Origin of the sequence: Stenotrophomonas sp. 364, assembly GCF_009832905.1 — a bacterium.
GTDB lineage: Bacteria > Pseudomonadota > Gammaproteobacteria > Xanthomonadales > Xanthomonadaceae > Stenotrophomonas > Stenotrophomonas maltophilia_AP.
This window is the reverse complement of record NZ_CP047135.1, coordinates 900,401-921,317: the sequence shown is the minus strand read 5'-3', so window position 1 is coordinate 921,317 and position 20,917 is coordinate 900,401. Positions and strand designations below refer to the sequence as shown.

Below are 20,917 nucleotides of genomic sequence, written 5' to 3'. Positions count from 1 at the left end.
CCCCATCGCTCAAGATCCTGCCGGCGATGCCGATACCACAGCGGGCGATTGCCCCTTCCATTCCTCTCCAGGCTTTTCCATGACCGGCACCTACAGCCAGAGTCTTGTCGTGTTCTCGCTGCTGGTTGCCATCCTCGCCTCGTACACCGCGCTGGACATGGCCGGCCGGCTGGCCAGCACCCAGGGGCGCGTGGCGCGCTGGTGGCTGGCCGGTGGCGCTGCCGCCATGGGGCTCGGCATCTGGTCGATGCACTTCATCGGCATGCTGGCCTTCCACCTGCCGATCCCGGTGGGCTACGACCTGGGCATCACCCTGTTCTCGCTGGCGGTATCGGTGGGCGCCTCGGCCTACGCGCTGTGGCTGGTCTCGCGCCCGGTCCTGCCGTGGACGCGGCTGTGCGCCGGTGCGGTACTGATGGGCCTGGGCATCGCTGCGATGCATTACCTCGGGATGGCCGCGCTGCAGATGCAGCCGGGCATAGAGTACGACCCGTTCTGGTTCACGCTGTCGCTGCTGATTGCCGTGGGTGCCGCCGGTGCAGCCCTCTGGATCGCCTTCCGGCTGCGGCTGGAACAGCAGCGCGCCCTGCTGCTGCGTGGCATGGCGTCGGTGGTGATGGGCCTGGCCATCGTGGGCATGCACTACACCGGCATGGCCGCAGCGCACTTCCCCGCCGGCAGCATCTGCGGCGCGGTGATGGACGCCGGGCTGGACAGCAAGTGGCTGGCGGTGCTGGTCATCGTGACCACGCTGGCCACGCTCGGCATTGCACTGCTGGCCTCGGTGTTCGACCGCCAGATGCGGACCCGTACCGGCCTGTTGGCCGATTCACTGGCCCACGCGAACGAGAAGCTGCTGCAGGCGGCCCTGCACGACCCGCTGACCCAGCTGCCCAACCGCATGCTGCTGCAGGATCGCATCGAACAGGCCATCGAAAAGGCGCAGCGGCGGCAGTTCAGCTTTGCGGTGATGTTCTGCGACCTGGACGGCTTCAAGGCCATCAACGATGCCTACGGCCACCAGCTCGGCGACAAGCTGTTGATCCAGATGAGCGAGCGCGTGAGCGCATTGCTGCGCAGCCAGGACACGTTTGCTCGCCTTGGCGGGGACGAGTTCGTGATTGTGTTCCAGGTCGACGATCCCGAAGATGCCGCCGTGGTTGCCGAACGCATCATTGCCTGCGTGGCCGAACCGTTCCTGATCGACGCGCTGGAACTGCAGGTCACCGCCAGCCTGGGCATCGCGCTGTACCCGGCCGACGCCACTGAAGAGCGGGCGCTGATGGCGCACGCCGACGCGGCGATGTACCACACCAAGGATTCGGGCCGGAATGGCTATACGTTCTTCACCGAATCGATGCACGTCAGCGCCAACCGCCAGCTCAAGCTGCTGCAGGAACTGCGCCGCGCCATCCAGCGCGACGAACTGGTGCTGCACTACCAGCCCAAATTCCCGGCCAATGGCCAGGCGTTGATCGGTGCCGAAGCCCTGGTGCGCTGGCAGCACCCGGAGCTGGGTCTGCTCAGCCCGGACACCTTCATCCCCGTGGCCGAACGCAGTGGGTTGATCCTGCCGCTGGGCGACTGGGTACTGGACCGGGCCTGCGCGCAGCTGCGGCAGTGGCACGATGCGGGCCACCCGGAGTGGTCCATGGCGGTGAATCTGTCGCCGCTGCAGTTCGGCTCGAGCACCCTACTGGAGACGGTGCGGCGCACGCTGGAAAAGCATGCGTTGGACCCGCGCCACCTGACCCTGGAAGTCACCGAAACCACCGCGATGAAGGACGTGGAAGCCAGCCTGCAGATCCTGCACGGCCTGACCGCCATGGGCGTGAACATCTCCATCGACGATTTCGGCACGGGCTATTCCAGCCTGCTCTACCTCAAGCGCATGCCGGCCACCGAGCTGAAGATCGACCGCGCGTTCGTGCGTGATCTGGAAGACAACGCCGAAGACGCCGCGATCGTGTCCTCGATCATCGCGCTGGGGCGTTCGCTGCAGCTGCAGATCGTCGCCGAAGGCGTGGAGACGGACGGACAGCGCCAGTACCTGAGCGACCTCGGTTGCGACCTGCTGCAGGGGTACCACCTGGGCCGGCCGGTGGCGGCCGACGCGTTCCTGCGTTTGGCACAGGCGGCATAGGACGCCGCACGCGTCGCGTCCGCCGGTAGGGTCGAACCTTGGTCGACTGCCGATAGCGGTGCAACGCGCGGTGGCGACATGGCTATTGAACGACGCGGGCCTTTCCGTGCCAATGAACGACGCAGGCCCTGCACTTGCCCCGCGCGGCCTCGATGATTGTCATGCGCTCGCTAGGCGTGGAAGGGATATCGGCAGTCGTTTGGAAACCGCCCCTGCCTGGGACGCGACCAGACGCAGAAAGGCCGCCCGAAGGCGGCCTTTCTGCATGCAGCAACGTCTCGAGACGTCAGTGCATCATGTGCACGTTCATGTTGTGCATGACCCACAGCGAGCCGGCGACGATGATGCCGATCACCACCACCGTGAAGGCCGCCGCGCTGACGTTCCAGCGCTGTTCCGAGGAACGGTTCAGGTGCAGGAAGAACACCAGGTGCACCAGGATCTGCAGCACCGCGGCGATCACGATGATCACGCCGGTGGTGAAGGTCGGCAGGTTGCCGTGCATCACCAGCCAGAACGGGATGATCGTCAGGATCGCGGCCAGCGCGAAGCCGACCAGGTACGACTTGACGCTGCCGTGGCTTTCGCCGCCGGCACCATGGTCGTGTGCGTGATTGTCATGTGCGGCCATTACAGCGCTCCCTTCAGGTAGACGACGGAGAACACGCCGATCCAGATCAGGTCCAGGAAGTGCCAGAACAGGCTCAGGCACGCCATGCGGGTCTTGTTGGTCGGCGTCAGGCCGTTCTGCTTGATCTGGATGAACATGATCAGCAGCCACAGCAGGCCGGCACTGACGTGCAGGCCGTGGGTGCCCACCAGCGCGAAGAACGCCGACAGGAACGCACTGTGGTCCGGACCGAAGCCCTCATGGATGAGGTGGTTGAACTCCCACACTTCCATGACCATGAAGCCGAAGCCCAACAGCCAGGTCAGGCCCAGCCACAGGTACATCTGGCCGACCTTGTGCTTGTGCAGGGCGATCATGCCCAGGCCGAAGGTCAGCGAAGAGACCAGCAGCAGCGTGGTTTCCCAGGCAACGAAGGTCAGGTCGAACAGATCCTTCGGGCCCGGGCCACCGTTGGTGCCGCCGGCCAACACGATGTAGGTGGCAAACAGGCTGGCGAAGATGAGGCAGTCGCTCATCAGGTACACCCAGAAACCGAAGACGGTGTTGCCGCCGGTGTCGTGGTGCTCGTGGTCATCATGGCCGTGGGCCGCCGCGTGCGCGGCGTGCCCATGGTTCATGGCGTTGGAGGTAGTGCTGCTCATGCCTTCAGCTCCGCTTTCACCAGGCCCTGCGCCACCAGGTGGCGACGGTGCTCGTTTTCGATGCGCTCCACTTCGGCCGCGGGCACGTAGTAATCCGTGTCCTTGTCGAAGGTGCGCCAGATGAAGGTACCGATCATGCCGACGATGCCGACGATGGCCAGCCACCAGATGTGCCAGATCATCGCAAAGCCCAGCACCAGGCTGAAGGCGCCGATCACCACGCCCGTGCCGGTGTTGCGCGGCATGTGGATGTCGGTGTATTTGGCCGGGCGCTCCCACGCTTCACCACGCTGCTTGCGCTCCCAGAACTCGTCCAGTTCGGTGACGCGCGGCAGCGAGCCGAAGTTGTAGAACGACGGCGGCGAAGAGGTTTCCCACTCCAGCGTACGGGCGTCCCACGGGTCGCCGGTCAGGTCGGCGGTCTTCTTGCGATCGCGGATAGACACGGCGATCTGGATCACCTGGCACAGGATGCCGGCGCCGATGATGAACGCACCAAACATCGCAATCACCAGCAGCGGCTGGTATTCCGGGTTCGGGTAGCTCTGCATGCGGCGGGTCATGCCCATGAAGCCCAGGATGTACAGCGGCATGAAGGCCACATAGAAGCCGATGAACCAGCACCAGAACGCGCGCTTGCCCCAGGTTTCGTTGAGGCGGAAGCCGAACATCTTCGGCCACCAGTAGGTGATGCCGGCAAACATACCGAACACCACGCCGCCGATGATGACGTTGTGGAAGTGGGCGATCAGGAACAGGCTGTTGTGCAGCACGAAGTCGATGGCCGGGATCGCCAGCATCACGCCGGTCATGCCGCCGATGGTGAAGGTGACCATGAAGCCGATGGTCCACAGCACGGGCGTGGTGAACTGCACGCGACCGCGGAACATGGTGAACAGCCAGTTGAAGATCTTCACGCCGGTGGGGATGGAGATGATCATCGTCGTTATGCCGAAGAAGGCATTGACGTTGGCACCCGAGCCCATGGTGAAGAAGTGGTGCAGCCACACGATGAACGACAGCACGCCGATGCAGGCGGTGGCGTAGACCATGCCCTTGTAGCCGAACAGCGCCTTGCGCGAGAACGTGGCGATCACCTCGGAGAACACGCCGAAGGCCGGCAGCACCAGGATATAGACTTCCGGGTGACCCCAGATCCAGATCAGGTTGATGTACAGCATGGCGTTGCCGCCACCGTCATTGGTGAAGAAGTGCGTGCCCAGGTAACGGTCCAGGGTCAGCAGCACCAGGGTGACGGTCAGCACCGGGAAGGCGGCGATGATCAGTACGTTGGTGACCAGCGCGGTCCAGGTGAACACCGGCATGTGCATCAGCTTCATGCCCGGGGTACGCATCTTCAAGATGGTGATGAAGAAGTTGATGCCGCTCAGCGTGGTACCCAGGCCTGCTACCTGCAGGCCCCAGATGTAGTAGTCGACGCCTACCCCTGGACTGTATTCCTTGCCCGACAACGGCGGGAAGGCCAGCCAACCGGTCTGCGCGAACTCACCGACGCCCAGCGAGATCATCACCAGGCCCGCGCCCGCCACGAACAGCCAGAAGCTGAGCGAGTTGACGAACGGGAAGGCCACGTCGCGGGCGCCGATCTGCAGCGGCACCACGACGTTCATCAGGCCGGTGATCAGCGGCATCGCCACGAAGAAGATCATGATCACGCCGTGGGCGGTGAAGATCTGGTCGTAGTGGTGCGGGGGCAGGAAGCCCTCGTTGCCGCCGGCCGCCATGGCCTGCTGGGCACGCATCATGATCGCGTCGGCGAAGCCGCGCAGCAGCATGACGAAGGCGATGATGAGATACATCACGCCGATCTTCTTGTGGTCCACCGAGGTGAACCACTCTTTCCAGAGATAGCCCCACAGCTTGAACTTGGTGATCAGGGCCAGCACCAGCAGGCCACCGATACCAGCACCGATCAACGTGGTGATGATGATCGGATCGTGCGGGATGTCGGCAAATGTCAGTTTACCCAACAGATTCATGCTTATTCTCCCGAGCCTGCGTGGCCGGTGTGACCGGCGGCGGCATGCTCGTCTGCAGTGTGTTCGGCGTGCGCGGCGTCAGCACCCGCGGCGTGCGCCGCGTGCGTGTCGTCGGCGTGCACGTCCGTCTGGGCAGGACTTTCAGCGGCAGGCATGTCGTGGCCGGCGTGGCTTTCGCCCTCGGCGCCGTCATGGCCCATCGCAGCGTGGTCGTGCTTCATGCCGTAGTGCTGGTTGTCGCCCATGTGCTTGGCGATGACCCAGTCGAACAGGCCGGCTTCGGCGGTACCGAAGTACGTCACCGGGTGCCAGTCGTGGTTCTTTTCGGCCACCAGGGCATTGAACGCGGTCTTGTCCAGGGTCGCCGCGTCGGCGCGGACCTTGGCCAGCCACTCCTGGTACTGCGCATCCGTCACCGAATGGGCGCTGAAATGCATCTTGCTGAAGCCCGCGCCACTGTAGTGCGAGGACATGCCCGGGAATTCACCGGTCTCGTTGGCGATCAGGTGGAGCTTGGTCTCCATGGCCGTCATCGAGTAGATCATGCTGCCCAGGTGCGGGATGAAGAAGGCATTCATCACCGAATCGGACGTGATCTTGAAGTTCAGCGGGGTATCGACCGGGAACGTGATCTCGTTGACCGTGGCGATTTTCTCTTCCGGATAGATGAACAGCCACTTCCAGTCGAGCGAGATGGCCTCGATCACCACCGGCTTCTTGTCCGAGTCCAGCGGACGGTACGGGTCCAGCGCGTGCGAGGAACGCCAGGTCAGCACGGCCAGTACCAGCACGATCATGCACGGGATCGACCACACCACCACTTCGATCGCGGTGGAGTGCGACCACTTCGGCTCATAACGGGCCTTGGTGTTGGTCGCGCGGTACTTCCAGGCGAAGGTCAGGGTCATGATGATGACCGGCACGACGACCAGCAGCATCAGCACGGTAGCCGTGATCAGCAGCGTCTTCTCATCGTGGCCGATCTGGCCCTTGGGGTTGAGGATGGCCGAGTTGCAGCCCGTCAGGAACACGGACAACGCGAACAGCAGGCCCGGACGCAAAAAGCGTCCAAGGGGTTTCAACGGAATCATCGGTCGATCCAATTGCGTAGGGAATGCCAGCTCAAGCGCGCCCCGTCCCGGCCAAAGGCCGGTTGTGCCGGTCCAGGGGGACAGGCACAGGGGACGATCATGTCAGCCCTCTAATTTTAGGCCGTCATGCATCATTTAAGAAAGGCATTGACAATGATCCAGCGCAGGAAAGCCCCGTTTTAGCTGCGACACGTTGTCGCAGTGCGCGCAATACGCCCGATTCGGCACGCCAACACGTTCATGTATAGACATGAATACCCTGCCCCTCACCCGACCAGCCACGACAGCAGCAGGGTGCACAGGCAGACATACCCCAGCAGGGCCAGGCTCACCGCCAGGGTGGTGCGCATGATCGCCGATTCCTGGCCCACCAGCTTTACCGCCGCCGCCGCAATGGCGATCGACTGGGGCGAGACCAGCTTGGCCATCACCCCGCCGGCGGTGTTGGCGGCCACCAGCAGCGCCGGGCTGACCCCGATCTGGGCGGCAGTGACCGCCTGCAGGTGGGCAAACAGGGTGTTGCTGTTGACCACCGAGCCGGTGATGAACACGCCGGTCCAGCCGATCACCGGCGCCAGCGCCGGGAACACCCCACCGGCCTGGGCCAGCGCCAGCCCGATCGTGGACGACGCGCCCGAGTAATTGGTGATGTAGGCCACGGCCATCACCAGCGCCACGGTGGCCAGCGGCTTCCACATCTCCCGGCCGGACTGGGCCAGCTCCTCGCCGGCCGCGCGCAGGCCCAGCTTCGGCGACAGCACCACCGTGAGCAGCGCGGCGATCAGGATCGCGGTGCCCGAGGCGTTGAGCCAGCCCACGGTCCACACCGCCGGCAGCGTGTGCGCGACAGCCACCAGGGGCGGCAGTTCCTGGATACGCTGGTCGAGCAGGCTCACCGGCAGATGGAGCACCGTGGTCCCGAGCGCGCCATCGGCGGCGAACAGCGCCTTGAACGCCGGCAGGCTCCAGACCAGGATGGTGGCGGTGAGGATGTAGAACGGCGACCAGGCCAGCAGCACCTGCTTCAGCGACCAGCGCTGGCTGGACACCGGTGGCGCCTGCGCCTCCCGATAGATGCGGCGCGGTCGCCAGACCTGCATGAAGGCGGCCAGGCTGCCCATCGCGGCAAGCGGGCCGATGATGTCCACCAGTTCCGGCCCCAGCAGGTACAGCACCAGTGTCTGGCTGCCACTGAACACCCCGCCGACCACCAGCAGCACCGGCCAGGTCTCGCGCACCCCGCGCCAGCCGTCCAAAAGCAGCACCAGCACCGCCGGCAGCAGCAGCGCGCAGAACTGAACCAGCGGGATCAACATCTGCGACATCTCGTCCAGCCCCACCCCACCCTGCTGCGCGCCCACCAGTACCGGAATGCCGATCGCGCCGTAGGCACCGGCCGCGCCGTTGGCGACCAGGCACAGCATCGCTGCCTTCAGGGGGCGGAAACCGAGCTCAACCAGCAGCGCGGCGCAGATCGCGATGGGGACGCCGAAACCGGCGGCGCCTTCGAGGAAGCCACCAAAGCAGAAGGCGATCAGCAGCACCTGGATGCGCTGGTCCTCGGAAATGGTCGCGATGCTGCCGCGGATCACTTCGAACTTGCCGCTGCGGATGGCCAGTTTGTACAGCCAGACCGCCATCAGCACGATGAAGCTGATCGGGAACACGCCGTTGGCGATGCCGAGCAACGCTGCCCCCAGCAGGGTGTCCAGCGGCATGCCGAACACCAGCGACGACACCAGTGCCGAAACCCCCACCGCCAGCAGCGCCGCGGTGAGGCCCTTGAGGCGAAGCACGGTGAGCGCCAGCAGGAACACCAGCACCGGCAGCGCGGCCAGCAGCGCCGAGAGGTTCGCATTGCCGAGCGGATCGTAGTTCTGATGCCACATGGTCAGCCCCTGCGGTGGGAAAGGACGGAGAACAGCATCACGCGTGGATCAGGGCAGCGGCACCGCGTTGGCACACGGCCGGCCAGCGGCGAAATCCCCCAGGTTGCGCAGGGTGATCTCGGAAATTTCCTGCAGCGCCTCCACGGTGAAGAAGCCCTGGTGCCCGGTGACCAGCACATTGGGGAAGGTCATCAGGCGCTGGAAGGCATCGTCATCGATGATTTCCCCGGAGCGGTCCTGGAAGAACAGCGCGCTTTCCTGCTCGTACACGTCGATGGCCAGGTGCCCCAGGTGCCGCGCCTTGAGCGCACCGATCACTGCGTGCGTATCGACCAGCCCACCGCGCGAGGTGTTGACCAGCATCGCCCCGGGCTTCATCCGCGCCAGCGAGGCGGTGTTGATCAGGTGGTGGGTGTCCGGGGTCAGCGGGCAATGCAGTGACACGATGTCCGCGCGCGCCAGCAGTTCGTCAAGCGCGACGAAGGTACCGATCGCATCGAACGCGGACGACGGGTACGGATCGTGGCCGAGCACGGTGCAGCCCATGCCCTTGAAGATGCGGCCCGTGGCCAGGCCGATCTTGCCGGTGCCCACGATGCCCACCGTCTTACCGTAGAGAGTGCGCCCGAGCAGCCCGTCGAGCATGAAGTTGCCCTCGCGCACCCGGTTGTAGGCGCGGTGGGTGTGCCGGTTGAGGGTCATGACCAGCGCCAGGGCGTGCTCGGCCACCGCCTCGGGCGAATACGCCGGCACCCGGGCCACGAAGAAGCCCAGCTGCCCGGCCATGGCCAGGTCCACGTTGTTGAAGCCGGCGCAGCGCAGCAGGATCGCGCGCACGCCCAGGGCGTGGAGGGCCTGCAGCACCGGCGCGTCCAGACGGTCGTTGACGAACACGCAGACCGCCTCGCAGTCCTGCGCCAGCGCCGCGGTATGCACGTCCAGGGTGGCGTCGAAGTAAAGGAACTCCACCGGCCGGGCCGCATCGGCACGCTGGGTGGCCTCCTCGAGGAAGCGGCGGTCGTAGGGCCGGGCGCTGAAGACGGCAGTTCGCATGACGGGCTCTCCGGGAATTCCTGCACCACCATACCGCTCCGGGATGACAAGCGGAAACACGCGGCAAGTGCCAGCCCCCACCATGGACCCCGCTGCCCACCTGCCCTAGTATTCGCCCCTTGGGAAACGCCATGGGTAAACGTACTTGGGCAGTTTTGAGCGCTTCAACGGCCGCCGCGGCGGTCAGGGCAACGAGGTCGTCATCCTTTCCCACGGCTTCGGCACCGACCAGACCGCGTGGACTGCATTGCGGCCCTGGTTCGACCAACGGTTCGACGTGGTCACGTTTGATCTCGCCGGCTGCGGTCCCAACGGCGCGGACACCTATGATGTTGATCGGCACGGCACGATGTTCGGCTATGCCGACGACCTGCTCGATATCGTCGACGAGCTCGACCTGCACCGGTTTACGTATGTCGGGCACTCGATGAGCGGCATGATCGGCGCGGCTGCCGCGGTTGCACGCCCGGACCTGTTCGAACGCGTGGTGACCATCGGCGCTTCGCCGCGCTACCTCGACGATGACGGCTACACCGGCGGCTTCAAGCCGGCGGACCTGGACAACCTGTTCGAGAGCATGCGCGCCAACTATCAGGCCTGGGTGGCCGGGTTCGCGCCCATGGTGGTGGGCGTGGAGGACAACCGCGTGCTGGCGGACTTCTCGCGTACGCTGTTCCAGATGCAGCCGGACATCGCGCTCAACACCTCGCGCACCATTTTCACCTCGGACATGCGCACGCTGGCGCCGCAGTTGTCCATGCCGGTGCACGTGATCCAGACCGCGGTGGACATGGCGGTTCCGGTCGAGGTGGCCCAGTGGCTGGCCGATACGATCGACGGGGCAACGCTGGACATCATCGATGCCTCGGGGCACCTGCCGCATATGACCGCCGCCGACGAGGTGACCCGAATCCTGGAACGGCGATTGATCGAGACGGCGCCTTGAACGCGCCCAGCAGCGAGGCGCTTGCCGCCCTGTGCAGCTTCGCCCGGCTCGCCACCCACGCAGACCTGGCCCTGGCCGTTGAACTGGATGCGCAGGGCCGCTCGACGTGGTCGACCGGGTCGCCCGCGCTGCCGTTGTCCGGGTTCAACCTGGCGCGCAGCGGCATTCTCGAGCGCGCCTGGCACGGGGAGCCCGTAGACGCGGCCGGCTTCCGCCTGCCGACGGCCGTCCTGCATGCCCTGCAGGGCGCCCCCACCCACCTGCTGTATGTGCCGGCCCCGTCGGTGGGCAGCCCGCACAGCGGCCTGTTGCTGCTCTGGAAACACCATGCCCCTGCCGAGGGAATTACGGCCCAGCTGCCGTTGCTGTCCAGCAGCGTGGCCGGACTTCTCTCCGCGCGCCGCGAGGCCACCCGCCAGCTCATCGCGCACAATCAGTTCATCGACCTGGTGGAAAGCGTGCCGGCCAGCATCGTGCTGATCGACGGCGATGGCGTGGGCGCGGTGATCAATGAACATGCAGCCGCACTGCTGGGCTGTGCCCCAGGCAACCACCGCGCCGCCGACCTGGCCGGCCCGATGCGGGCACTGCGCCTGCGCAGCGACAATCACGCCGAGCTCGAACAGGCCTACGCCGCGCAGATGGGCAACGTCAACTTTGCCGCGACGTTGAACTGGACGTTCGGCGAACGCACCTTCGAAGTGGACACCCACCCGGTGCGCGGCAACGGCGAACATGGCCGCATCTGGCTGTTCACCGACGTCACCGCCGACCTGCTGATGGCCGCCGAACTGCGCCGCCTGGCGTCGTCGGACCCGTTGACCGGCGTTCCCAACCGACGTCATTTCGAGGAGCGCTCCGCGCAGATCATCGCCGCCCGCGAAGCCAGCGGACATTCGGTGGCGGTGCTCATGGTCGACGTGGATCATTTCAAGGCGATCAACGACACGCACGGCCACCCGGTAGGCGATGAAGTGCTCAAGATCGTGGCCCGGCGCTGCCGCGACGCGCTGCGCGACCGCGACCTGTTCGCGCGGTTCGGCGGCGAGGAGTTCATTGCATTGCTGTCGGCGCCTGTGATTGATGAAGTGCCCGCCGCCGCCGAACGCCTGCGCCATGCGATTGCCGCCGAGCCGATCACCGTGGGTGGCACCCGCATTGCGGTGTCGGTGAGCGTGGGCGGTGCGGTGGGCGAAGCGCTGCCGGGCTGCGATGCGACGCTGCTGGAGGGCTTGGTAGCGCGTGCGGATGAGGCGCTTTACCAGGCGAAGACGGCCGGGCGTAACCGGGTGAGCATGGCGGCGTAGGCTGATCAGCCCCGACCTTCACCCGCACTGATTGCGCAGGCCTCAGTTCCCGGGCGGATCGATCTCGACCTTTCCGTCATCCCCACCCACACCATGCACAGCCGGCCATCGCCTTCGTACTCGTACGACCAGGCGGTGTCCGAACGCGCGTCGCTGATGAAGGCCATGCCCGTTTCGCTGCCGGTCCTGGCAAGCGCGCAGGCGCGGACTTTTTCATCCGCAATGCGGCGCGCGGCGGTCCTGGCAGCGGCCGAATCCGGCGCGGGTTTGCCGCAGGCGGTGAGCAGAATCATCGGGGCGGTGGCGGTGGCGGTGGCGGTGGCGAAGGTGCGCGGGTGGTTTGGCGCATGTGGGTGTTCGATGCAGGGCTTGAGAAGCGGGATCGCCGCATGCGAGGCTGGGGGGCACAGAAGGACGGCCTCTGCGAACCGCTTCCTTGCGGCATCGGTAGCGCTATAGATCTCTAGCGTTCATCACCAAGCCTCAGGAATCGGATAGAACAGCGCTCTGCCATCGAACGTAGGATAGATGCCTATTGAAGACCATCCGCCGGTCACCTCAGTGCCTCGATGGTCTGAACATACAGAACGTCGTCGGAGCAACCACCGCCTTCAATCCGTCTGTCTCTGATGTCGTACCACAGAAGATTCAGAGACCGCGGCCGAGAGTCCATGGTCCCGTTGAGTACCACGGCCTTTCCATCCCACGTACCAGATCTGCGCAGGACATTCTTGGGTAGGGCGAGATCAACGCACTCGCCCGACTGCGTCTGGAGTGAGCCCAATCCATGCCCACCGACGTACACCGTCATGACCCCGCGAAGTGTTGTTTCGCCCTGAACAGCGGGGACGTGGGTTCTGCACGATGTGGCACATATCACCAGTGCAGCTACAGCCAACAGCTTTCTGACGCCCATGAGATGCTCTCCGTTTCGACGCACCGTCAATCTCGCTTCAATCGTGAGCCCGGTTGTTCAGGCCATTCAGCGCGTGACCTTAAAGTCTGGCGCCTCGTCAGTTCTTAAGGGAGGTCGCAGATCCCGCATTCGTCGAACTGCGATTTACAGCACCCACCCAAAGGCTCCACTGCACCGGCGAGCACTGCCGACGGTGCACTGTCGGCAAGCTCTCCACGTCGTGACACTTACTGCGCAATATTCACTGTCTCCTGCCGGAACGGAACAGAGTTGGCCGAACAACCCGTCGCGTTGCAGGCCCTGACGACATGCGAAGAGGCACAGTAGTAACTGCCGGACCGCGTCAGGTCGTTCAACGGACCCGAATATTGGATCTGGCTCGTGGGCACCGATACCAACTCGTAGCGTGTCGTACCCTGCGATACCGTCCAACGCACTGAACAACTGACCTGCAGCGTCGCCCCCACCTTTCGCTGCGTCTTCACGGAATAGGTGATCGATGGCGTTGCCGGGATAGGCTCAGGCGCAATATTGAGCCCCACCACGTTGGAGTAGTCGCTACATCCAGCCAGATTGCATGCCTGGATGCGTATTCCATACGAACCCGTGTCAGGGCGATTGATCACGTGCCACAGCGTGTCAGCGATGGCCACCTGCCCCCACGCTCCTCCATTGGCGGAGAGCTCCACCCGATAAGAGTGCGACCCGCCGCCGTCGCCTGCGTTCCAGCTGATCACATAGCCGTTCTCACCGTTGTAGGTTGGGCCACTGAGCTGGGGCGGCGATGAACGTCGCAGCACATTGATTGACACGACCGACGAATAGGGCCCAATCCCGGATACGTTTGCTGCCCGCACCCGGTAGCTGTACTGCCCGATAGCCCTTCCTGAGTAGGTCCGGACGACACCGCCACTTTCAGGTGCCGGGGTCCAGGCACCCCCATTGACGCTCTCCTCAAGCAGATAGCTGCCAGCTGTCGCCACGCTCGTCCAACTGACGGTGTAGCTGCCATCGGGCGAGAACGAAGGAACGCTGATCGTGGCAGCCCCGGAAGGCGGGTACAGCACCACCACCACCACCGTGGCACTTACGTTGCCACAGCCCCCCGCGCTACATGCCGATGCCCGGTAACTGTAGGTGCCCGCCATCTTTCCGCTGACAGCGAGCGATGCCGCTGCTCCTGCGTGCACCTGTTGCCAACCTGAGCCGTTGGCACTTTCTTCAAGCACGTAGCGGTTGGCACCTGCCACCGCAGCCCATTGAACCACGTAGGCGCCATTTGGGCTTCGCGGAGGAGCACTGAGCACCGGCACGCCGCTTGGTGGAAACGCCACCAGCACCGTGACAACAGGACTGGCGGTACCGCAGGCTCCCCCTGCACATCCAGCCACCCGGTAGGCATAGCTACCGGCTGATTTCCCTGCCAGTGCGTGCGAGGCGGCCGATGTAGTGGCGATAGTGGACCAACCACCGCCGTTGACGTTCTCCTCCAGGCGGTAATCCGTCGCGCCATTGGCCAGCGTCCAACTGACCGTAAAACGACCGTCGGTGGAAAGTGCGGGCACACTGGCCGTTGGTACGCCGGAGGGCGGAAGCTGAACGCGCACGCTTGCCTCGGCACTCCATTCGCCGCAAGCACCGTTCTTGCATGAGCGGACCCGATAAGAATAGGTTCCAGAGCTATGTCCCGTGGCATTCCAGGCCGTCGCGGCACCCGAGTAGAGCGCGCTCCAGGCACCGCCCCCCACTCGCATCTGGAGTTCATAAGTACTTGCTGATGCAACGCTGGTCCATGCGACGGCGTAGGCGCCGCCAGGACTGAAGGACGGCAGCGTCAATACAGGGCTGGACATCACTTCTCCTGTCTCGACCTGGGCAACCAGGCTGCCGTTGAGGTAGACGTACTCGTCCCCCTTCCCCGCCGCATCCTGCTGCCGCCTCAGCACTCCGTCAAAGCCATAGAAGGAAAGACGTGAAGCACCGCCGGGACGAATATTGGCCACGCGACGGCCATGCCCGTCATAGCGGTAGGACTCCACACCCGCCACCTGCCGCAGGCGATTGCCATGGTCGAAGGCAAACTGCATTCCGTTCTTGCTCTTCAGATTGCCCTTTGCGTCATAGGACAGCCCAATAGTGGTTGCCCCCGCGTCATCCCGGATGTTGGTGAGGCGATTGCTGACGTCATACAGATAGTTGAACTGACGTTTGCCTCCGAGATGCGAGGACCGAAGGTTGTCGATGGCATCGTAGGAGAACCTGGCGATACCATCGCCACCGAAGGAGGGAGAGACCGCCCGTACCAGTCGGTCAAGGCCGTCGTACTGCATCGTCCGGGTGCGGCTCGCGTCGAGCCCATCCTGTATAGCCATGACGTTGCCGGCGCTGTCGTACGTGTAGCCATTGTCCAGCACTGCCCCGTCCTGCACGCGCGCGGGGAGTTGGCGCGCGTTCTGTTGCATGGTGTGCTGAATACCGTTTCCGTACGCGAAGCCCTTCATCCCACCATTGGGGTGATAGCTGACCGCTTGCACATAGGTGCCCGCACGTGTTGCCTGGCCCAGTGCGTTTGGCGCGTAGTCCACGAACAGGCCGCTGGGGTAGCGCACACCAGACAATGTGGCGTTGCCGTCGTATGCATAGCCCACCGACCAGTTGTGTGCCCCCAGCTCGCCGCCCGACTCCCCTGTCAGCAGCCCGCGACGGTTGTAGGCATACACATTTATCACGTCGGGTGAACCCGCAGCCTTGGTCACGATCTGGTCCGGCTTCCCAGCGCTCGTGTAACGCCAGAGCTGGTCGCCATTCCCGTCAGGGAAGACCAGCGTTCTCAACCTGTTGCGTGAGTCGTATGTGCGGGTGACCCGGACGGCGGCCGTACCCGCCCCGTCACCGCTGGCACTGCACGCGCTATTGGCTGCCAGGCCGGCTGCCGACCATGTGACATTGCCAGCGCCGTCATAACCGGTCAGGGTTGCCCCGGTTTCTTGTTCGATCTGGCGACACAGCCGGCCTTGGGCATCGTAGGCGTAGCTGCGGGTCAGCTGGGTGGTACCGTCCGCGCTGCCTCTTGAAATCGTCAGCGGGCGAGCGAAGACGTCGCGGGCAATCCGGGTGACGACGCCCTCCGGCTCGGATACCACCAGAGCAGATTCGTACGCGGGTTCGTCGAAAGCCTGGAAGCGAGTAAGCACCGATCGGCCATCGGCGCGTGTGACCTTGGAGTAGGCCCCCTCACCATCAGACGCATAGACCGTGGTGGTGGTCAGCAGGCCCAACTCACTGTTCTGCGATACGCCCGTCACCCGACCCAGAGCGTCGTAACGCGTCCAGACACCCACATCGGAATTGCTCGACGTGGAGGGATACGACGCAAACAGCTTGCGACCCTCGTGGTCATACTCGATGCCGCTGAACCGCTCCGTCGCTGCAACGTTATTGGCGTCAAGCTCGCGAACCAGAAGGGGACGCCACATCGCGTCGAGATAGCTGATCTTGCGCGCAGCCCCTGTCTCTACCGTGTGCCGCCAGTGCCCGGCGGGCAGTCCGTACTCCGCACCTGCAACCCGTTCGAAGGTCTGCACGACAGGATTCCACGCCACCGAGTCACCTGCCGCATAGGCGGTGCGCACAATCCTACCCATGACATCGTACTGATAGCTCGTGGCGTAGCCACCTTCGTCGACCGCCTGGGTGATCCAACCGTTGTCATCCACAACAGCGGACACGGATGCCCCATCTGCAAACGTGACGCGCTGCGGCACGCCGAGCTTCCAGGCACCGAGGGCGGTCAGGTTTCCATTACCGTCACGCACCGAGCTGACCGTACCGTCCGGTCCATAGCCAATCGTCTGCGCGACACGCCCGAACTCCTTTTGAACTTCCGGCGCAGCCTGGGCGTTGTACTGCGTTTCATAGGCCAGCACACCATTCACAGACAGGCTTTTAGCCTGACCCATCACCCATTTCCCTACATTGTCATGGTACTGCGTCGACTCGCTGCGCGCCGCAGCCCCAGGCACGCTACTTTGCTTGCGAACAATGACCGGGCGCGCCAACGAGTCGAACTGTTGGACGCTGAGGGCGAAGTTGACGCCGTCCTGGGTAATGGTCTTGGACACCAGCGGCCGGTGCAGCTCCGAGGGAAATCCTGCTTGCCGGTACCGGGGACTGACGCCCCATCGCGCGGGATAGACCCCGTCGGCCAGGCTGAAGTCGTAGCGCAGCTGCTCACTGCGCAACGTTTCCCCGTTGCTGCCCTTGTGAACGGTGCCCAGCAACTTTCCTTCGTTGTAGCGATAGGAGTTTCCATAGCGATACTGAACGGAGGAGCCGTCCGGAGCCGTGATGGTTGTACCCTTCGCTCCCGCACAATCGTCGGACGTGCAGAGCGGCGCGGTGCAGTCGAGCACCTCGGGCGGGCAGATCGGAAACTTGCTGTCAGTGCTCAGATATTTGTAGCTGCTCCCCGTGGAGTACTCATAGGTCCACAGCATCGGCGCAATGCCCACACCGCTCAGCTCTTTGCGAAGCAGGGAAAGGCCGTGGTGGGCCGGAGGAATCCACGCAATGTCGTCACTGCGGTCGTTGAATGGCCGCGTCACGTTCTTGCAGTACAGCGGAACATTGCTGCGTCCATGCAGCACGATGCCCACCGTGAACTGTGCGAGAAGCCCGGAAGGGTGCACCATGTTTCCCGAGAACTGGCTGGGCTCCATCAACGTTCCCTGGCGCGTGCAGTTGCGCGTGACCTGATCGCCCGGCTCTACCACTGCGTACGCGATGTGCGCCCTCCCCAGTCCGCGCAGATCGATCTGCCATTGCGTCTGGTCCGGCAGACGAACGCTGCTCAGGGAGCGCTTTCCGCTGTCACTGACGTAGCCGTAGTTCCAGACCCGTCCGTTAGCTTCGACCTGGCTGATGTTTCCCGACGTGTCATACCGCACCGCAATCCACCGACCATCGCTGCTCTCGATGCGGGTCAGCTTGACGACTTGGTTCCACGTATTTGCATATGTGTAGGCGACCCAGTTCCCGTATTTGTCCTCTACGCGCGTTGGGTAGATGGAATTCCTGCTACGCGGAATGCGGCGCTCGACGGTGTGGGAGATATTGGACACCGACTCTGCTGTCTGCGACACGAGCGAAGGCTCGACGTCCTGTGCCATCCAGTCGAACCGATACCGGTTCCCGTTCGGCGCCACCGCCAGAAAGCCCTCGCCACTGCCATTGGCCAGCGAAGGCAGGCAGGAAATGCGGATATTGTCGCCGGCGGTCCAGTAGTAGGTGGCCGCATCGCCCGGAACAGGCACGTTCCCGGCGATGTAGAGCAACTCCCCGCCGCCTTCGGGAATCTGCAGGTTGACGCCATCCCAGTACTCATCCGGCCTGACGTATTCGGTGCCCACCCGGATCGGGAGGGGCCGTGCGTCAGAGACGTTCGGCACTGAGCAGCGCCGGTTGGGCTCTTCCAGAAGCGAAACTTCCCAGTTCGGTGCAAAGTCGGCCGACAACGAAGGCAGCTGCACCTCCCAGTCCGCCATCGCGAAGCTGCGGTAGAACACACCTGGGATGGGGTTGTTTCTCACCCGGAAGGACCGCTCGAACCTGACGGGCAAGTCGTTGTTCCCCGGGAGATCCACATCCGTCATCTTGAAGGATATGCCACCCATATACGTGTCAACCTCTTCCCCGAACGCAGCACTCCCTACCTGTGTCGGCTGCGTGGCACGCCCTACCCGGCTTCCGTACTCCTCCCAGACCCTCCGCTCCTGTGCGTGCAGGCCGTAGGATGAAGCCAGCGTTCCCAGTACAAGTGCGCCCACGACAAACTTCAAGTTGAATCCGTTCAACGTCAACTACTCCCGTAGGTTCAACTTCCCAGTTTGAATGAAGGTGTCATTTCCACTACCCATCATGCGGTTCCCGCACCGGCAACAGCGGAACGTAACCCATCAGAGCCTACTGTGCTACTACCATCCAAATTTTTCCGAAGACATCGGGGCAGCCTCGATCAGCGAGGCCATTGGACACTTTCCTATAAGTTGGAATGAAGCCAACTTATCAAGCCAACGCGCCCCATCCGCGCGGACAACAACCATCCGCAACTAGCAGCAGAGACGCCGAGCAAGCAATCTGTCCGTCAGCGGCCCCTCACCAATCAATGAGTTCCAACACTCGCGCAAACAAAGCCCCGACTAAGGACGGGGCTTTCCGCTGTATCTGGTGCCGCAAACAGGAATCGAACCTACGACCTATGCATTGCGAGCCTAGCCACCAGGGCAAACCATGCGATCCCACCAAGAAAATTGCTCCATCGAGTCGGATGCCAACCAAAGCGCCCACCGACCGATGTCATATCGACTGCAATCAACTGAAGCGTCCGCAACCTGCAGATGCAATACCTAAGCTTGCACTTCAGCCCGATATATGTCCCAAGTCAAGTCCAACCCTAGGCTACAAAGCGTTCCCATCTGTAAACTGGTCATAGTGAATCCACCCTGTTCGCCAGTTTCAAGGAAGCAGAATACGTCCGCAACACACCCTGCATCCCGCAAATGATCAAACTTCTTCTCGGATCCAGACAGGCGGCTAAGCAGCCAATCGATATGATCCTGCGGATCGATCGATTCCAACTGATCCTTGGATGAGTACTTCCATAACGAACCCTCTCTCTCAAACCTCTTGGAAGAGAGAGCATTGCGCACACGGATGCTCGTAGGCGCCAGGCAAAATAACTCGCCAATCATGCCAACATCAACCGATTCAGAAAATATTCTCAGAGTCACATAAGTTCGAATACAGGCCATGGGTGCTCACACTCCTAGTCACTAACCAACTCCCCTCGGTCATGCTGACGCAATCGGTCTATTCAACTGCACCACCGCCTTTCCATACGCCATTTCCGGGTCCATAGACATGAATGCCCTCACCAGAGAGTCCATGTGCCACTGCTGCATGCGGCTAAGTCCGGTAGACGGATCGCCTATGTTGCCGGTAAGACCCAGCCCACCGGCAGTCTCCAAGTCGACTCCGGCGCCAGAGGGCTCGTAGCCATATCGGTCGACCACGTTGCCGCTGGCATTGATCTTTACCACCACAAAACTCGAGTTCGAGCCCAGCGAAGTGTTAGAGTTTGCACCGGTGCCAGATGGATAGGCGGATGAGAGATGTCCCTGTTCCCTGCTATAGCCTGATTGAGACGTCCATCGGTAGCGATCCGGCTATCGTAGTTGTCAATTCCACGTTGCTGACCTTTACTGGGCACGATGCCTTTCCGTGGCATTTGAGGATTGGAGTAATTTGCAAGCTGCAAGGTGTGAACGGCATGCCGACCAAGGAAGAGGTTGAAGCCCTTGCCCGCATGGAGGAGAGAATTGCACCCGCGCTTGAGGTTGACCACAATGCTATTTTTCTTGCGCGAATCACGGCTCGTGGAGAACGCGTACTCTTATATCGAGTGCATGATCCCGAAAAGGCTGACGAGGCATTGCAACTTCTCATTTCCACGCCAGATACCGTGCGCGAGTGAGAATATCAGATGGAGTACGACGTCGGCTGGATGCTGGCGAAACCGGAGCTGGACCTATTACAGCCTGCTCGCTTTAACTAGCCGTCACCGCTCATTGGCCCCAAGGGGCAATGCATGCACTTCGTTTCAATGTTCGGGGCATCCATTGGTCAGCTAGCAGAAGCGAGTAGCGCCAATTTTTTCTAGTGGCTAACAACCGAACTCCCCCTTGCACGCCTCCATTCGGGCCCCGTGTCTTGGATTGCTGGGAGAGCTTGCATTGATCTTGTTGGCTGATGCCCCTCCTTGAAGCTCCAGCGTGGCATCCAAAGCACCCTCCAACTCGGATGAAACATAACCCATGCAACAGATCTCCCTGCTGCCCGCGCCGGCAGCCTCCAACGCAAAGGCAAAAGACGCTTCGATTTCGGAATTCTCGCTGGCAAGGAGCAGTAGTGCGTAACGCTGACTATCAATCCCCGCTTTAATATGACCAAATGAATTGATATCGCACAAGAAAACAATACTAGATCCGAGGTTCTAGCGTCATGATCCAGGCATCGGGGGCGGCGCCGGGCGAGGAGGCTTCCTGAGTTTTTCAATATCCCCGAAACACGCTTATTTCCTGCTCCAGATGATCAGCCCGGCGCTGATGCTGTCGGGCAATAGCCGCCGGCGGAAGCCTCTTCACAAGTCACCGGCCGCCAAGCGCCTGGATGCAATAAGGCGGTGCAGCAAACGGAGGTCGCAATCGACTAATTCAAGGCGGAGGCGAAAATGGAGCCAGAAC

The 20,917-nt window shown here is 62.9% G+C and carries 13 protein-coding genes; 4 read left to right on the top strand and 9 right to left on the bottom strand.

Features of this window, described 5'->3' with window-relative positions; all coding sequences use genetic code 11:
• The first annotated feature begins 79 nt into the window (after positions 1-79).
• A complete protein-coding gene (locus tag GQ674_RS04365) occupies positions 80-2,143 on the top strand; it encodes a bifunctional diguanylate cyclase/phosphodiesterase (protein WP_159496098.1) in 2,064 nt (687 codons plus the stop codon).
• 286 nt (positions 2,144-2,429) lie between these two features.
• Here the strand turns inward: GQ674_RS04365 and cyoD are convergent, their stop codons facing one another.
• The 6 genes from cyoD to GQ674_RS04335 form a co-directional block, all read right to left on the bottom strand.
• Positions 2,430-2,774 carry a cytochrome o ubiquinol oxidase subunit IV gene (gene cyoD / locus GQ674_RS04360; protein WP_128096296.1) on the bottom strand — a complete coding sequence of 115 codons (345 nt, stop codon included), beginning with the start codon at positions 2,772-2,774 and terminating at the stop codon, positions 2,430-2,432.
• Positions 2,774-3,415 (bottom strand): cytochrome o ubiquinol oxidase subunit III, encoded by a 642-nt coding sequence (gene cyoC / locus GQ674_RS04355; RefSeq protein WP_181393931.1) that lies wholly within the window; start codon positions 3,413-3,415, stop codon positions 2,774-2,776. The genes cyoD and cyoC overlap by 1 nt, the downstream gene beginning before the upstream one ends.
• A complete protein-coding gene (gene cyoB / locus GQ674_RS04350) occupies positions 3,412-5,409 on the bottom strand; it encodes a cytochrome o ubiquinol oxidase subunit I (RefSeq protein ID WP_159499220.1) in 1,998 nt (665 codons plus the stop codon). Before cyoB ends, cyoC begins: the two co-directional genes overlap by 4 nt.
• Before the next feature lie 8 nt (positions 5,410-5,417).
• Positions 5,418-6,506, bottom strand: a complete 1,089-nt coding sequence (cyoA, locus tag GQ674_RS04345) for a ubiquinol oxidase subunit II (protein WP_159496097.1) — start codon at positions 6,504-6,506, stop codon at positions 5,418-5,420.
• 266 nt (positions 6,507-6,772) lie between these two features.
• Positions 6,773-8,395 carry a lactate permease LctP family transporter gene (locus GQ674_RS04340; RefSeq protein WP_159496096.1) on the bottom strand — a complete coding sequence of 541 codons (1,623 nt, stop codon included), beginning with the start codon at positions 8,393-8,395 and terminating at the stop codon, positions 6,773-6,775.
• 48 nt (positions 8,396-8,443) lie between these two features.
• On the bottom strand, positions 8,444-9,448 hold the full coding sequence (locus GQ674_RS04335) for a 2-hydroxyacid dehydrogenase (protein ID WP_159496095.1): 1,005 nt from the start codon (positions 9,446-9,448) through the stop codon (positions 8,444-8,446).
• Positions 9,449-9,593: 145 nt separating this feature from the next.
• Here GQ674_RS04335 and GQ674_RS04330 point away from each other — a divergent pair, with 145 nt between their 5' ends.
• On the top strand, positions 9,594-10,394 hold the full coding sequence (locus tag GQ674_RS04330) for an alpha/beta hydrolase (protein WP_159496094.1): 801 nt from the start codon (positions 9,594-9,596) through the stop codon (positions 10,392-10,394).
• Positions 10,391-11,701, top strand: a complete 1,311-nt coding sequence (locus GQ674_RS04325) for a GGDEF domain-containing protein (RefSeq protein WP_159496093.1) — start codon at positions 10,391-10,393, stop codon at positions 11,699-11,701. The genes GQ674_RS04330 and GQ674_RS04325 overlap by 4 nt, the downstream gene beginning before the upstream one ends.
• A 5-nt stretch (positions 11,702-11,706) precedes the next feature.
• Here GQ674_RS04325 and GQ674_RS04320 read toward each other — a convergent pair whose 3' ends face one another.
• Positions 11,707-11,994 carry a hypothetical protein gene (locus tag GQ674_RS04320; RefSeq protein WP_159496092.1) on the bottom strand — a complete coding sequence of 96 codons (288 nt, stop codon included), beginning with the start codon at positions 11,992-11,994 and terminating at the stop codon, positions 11,707-11,709.
• 850 nt (positions 11,995-12,844) lie between these two features.
• On the bottom strand, positions 12,845-18,454 hold the full coding sequence (locus GQ674_RS04315) for an RHS repeat protein (RefSeq protein WP_159496091.1): 5,610 nt from the start codon (positions 18,452-18,454) through the stop codon (positions 12,845-12,847).
• A 1,325-nt stretch (positions 18,455-19,779) separates the two neighbouring features.
• Here GQ674_RS04315 and GQ674_RS04305 point away from each other — a divergent pair.
• A complete protein-coding gene (locus GQ674_RS04305) occupies positions 19,780-20,148 on the top strand; it encodes a DUF695 domain-containing protein (protein WP_159496089.1) in 369 nt (122 codons plus the stop codon).
• 189 nt (positions 20,149-20,337) lie between these two features.
• On the opposite strand, the gene GQ674_RS04300 is transcribed toward GQ674_RS04305, so the two are convergent.
• Positions 20,338-20,643: a hypothetical protein gene (locus GQ674_RS04300; protein ID WP_159496088.1), complete on the bottom strand. Its 306-nt coding sequence runs from the start codon at positions 20,641-20,643 to the stop codon at positions 20,338-20,340.
• Positions 20,644-20,917 lie beyond the last annotated feature (274 nt).

Bases quoted from the DNA above. Each gene is read 5' to 3' on its own strand.
- GQ674_RS04305 (WP_159496089.1), top strand. From the start codon at position 19,780: ATGAGAGATGTCCCTGTTCCCTGCTATAGCCTGATTGAGACGTCCATC.
- cyoC (WP_181393931.1), bottom strand. From the start codon at position 3,415: ATGAGCAGCACTACCTCCAACGCCATGAACCATGGGCACGCCGCGCAC.
- GQ674_RS04340 (WP_159496096.1), bottom strand. From the start codon at position 8,395: ATGTGGCATCAGAACTACGATCCGCTCGGCAATGCGAACCTCTCGGCG.
- GQ674_RS04335 (WP_159496095.1), bottom strand. From the start codon at position 9,448: ATGCGAACTGCCGTCTTCAGCGCCCGGCCCTACGACCGCCGCTTCCTC.
- cyoA (WP_159496097.1), bottom strand. From the start codon at position 6,506: ATGATTCCGTTGAAACCCCTTGGACGCTTTTTGCGTCCGGGCCTGCTG.
- GQ674_RS04365 (WP_159496098.1), top strand. From the start codon at position 80: ATGACCGGCACCTACAGCCAGAGTCTTGTCGTGTTCTCGCTGCTGGTT.
- GQ674_RS04320 (WP_159496092.1), bottom strand. From the start codon at position 11,994: ATGATTCTGCTCACCGCCTGCGGCAAACCCGCGCCGGATTCGGCCGCT.
- cyoD (WP_128096296.1), bottom strand. From the start codon at position 2,774: ATGGCCGCACATGACAATCACGCACACGACCATGGTGCCGGCGGCGAA.